A 1,231-nucleotide genomic window follows, 5' to 3' on the forward strand; every position below is an offset into this window, starting at 1 on the left:
CGGTGGTCAGCCGTTTCAGCATTCGTACCGGCACCCGCACCAGCACGGTCGTGCGCCGCGACTATGACCTCAAGCGCCCGAGCCTGCTGGTCGAGAGTCGCTTTACCGCCGATTTCACTCCGGTGCTGGAGGATTACCGCTATCCGCTGTTGATCGAGAACGAAAGACGCGGCAAGCAGCTCGCACGGCAGGCGCTTGAGCGCTCTCGCGCCGACTATGAGCTGGGTGAAGGAGAGAGCGATCAAGCCAACCTGCGCAGCGGCCATCTCTTTGAACTGGCCGAACACCCGCGCCAACACTGCAACGACCTGTGGCTGTTGCTCAGCGTTTCCCACGAGGGGCGTCAGCCCCAGGTGCTTGAAGAATCGGTCACCAGCGATGCGAAAGACACCGACGGTTTCACCCAGGGTTATCGCAATACCTTCAGCGTCATCCCTGCCGAGGTGGTGTTCCGGCCACCGCTGCCGGCACCTCGTCGTCCGCTGGTCAGTCAGACCGCCCGGGTCACCGGGCCGGTCGGCGAAGAGATCTATTGCGATGAGTTTGGCCGGGTGAAGTGCGAGTTCCCATGGGACCGCGCCGAACTCGACAGTGAGCGCAGCAGTTGCTGGCTACGGGTTTCGTCGAGTTGGGCCGGTGAAAGCTTCGGCTCGGTGACGATCCCGCGCATCGGCATGGAAGTGCTGGTGACCTTTCTGGAGGGTGATCCGGATCAGCCGCTGATTACCGGGTGCGTGGCCAACAAAGTCACCTCGGTGCCCTACACCCTGCCTGAGCACAAGAGCAAAACCGTGCTGCGCAGCCACAGTTCGCCACACACCGGCGGCTACAACGAACTGATGATCGAAGACCGTGCCGGGCAGGAAAAAATCTACCTGCGGGCCGAGCGCGACTTCGAACAACTGATCCTCAATGACAGCCACAGCCAGATCCGGCGCGACCGTTTCCAGCAGGTGGACAACCAGAGCACCAGCCTGATCAAGGCGGATGAACGACACACCACCGACGGAACGCGCCATACGGTCATCGGCACCGACGATCTGCTCAGCATCAGCGGCAACAGCAGCACCACGGCGGACGGCACGCTGGTCATCCAGGCCGGCCCCCATGCGCGGGTCACCGCCAGCCAGGTGGTGATCGATGCCGGGACCAGCCTGACGCTGACGGCGGGCGGGCATCACATCGTGATCAATTCGGGCGGGATCTTCAGCAGCGTGGCGATTGTCGAGGG

At 63.0% G+C, this 1,231-nt stretch carries 1 protein-coding gene; it reads left to right on the forward strand.

The window, feature by feature from the left end; translation table 11 throughout:
• Positions 1-1,231: type VI secretion system tip protein TssI/VgrG (gene tssI / locus CAF73_RS29485; RefSeq protein ID WP_139834890.1), on the forward strand; the 1,231-nt coding region annotated here is incomplete at both ends.

The sequence above is a fragment of the Pseudomonas sp. B15(2017) genome, assembly GCF_002113215.1.
GTDB lineage: Bacteria > Pseudomonadota > Gammaproteobacteria > Pseudomonadales > Pseudomonadaceae > Aquipseudomonas.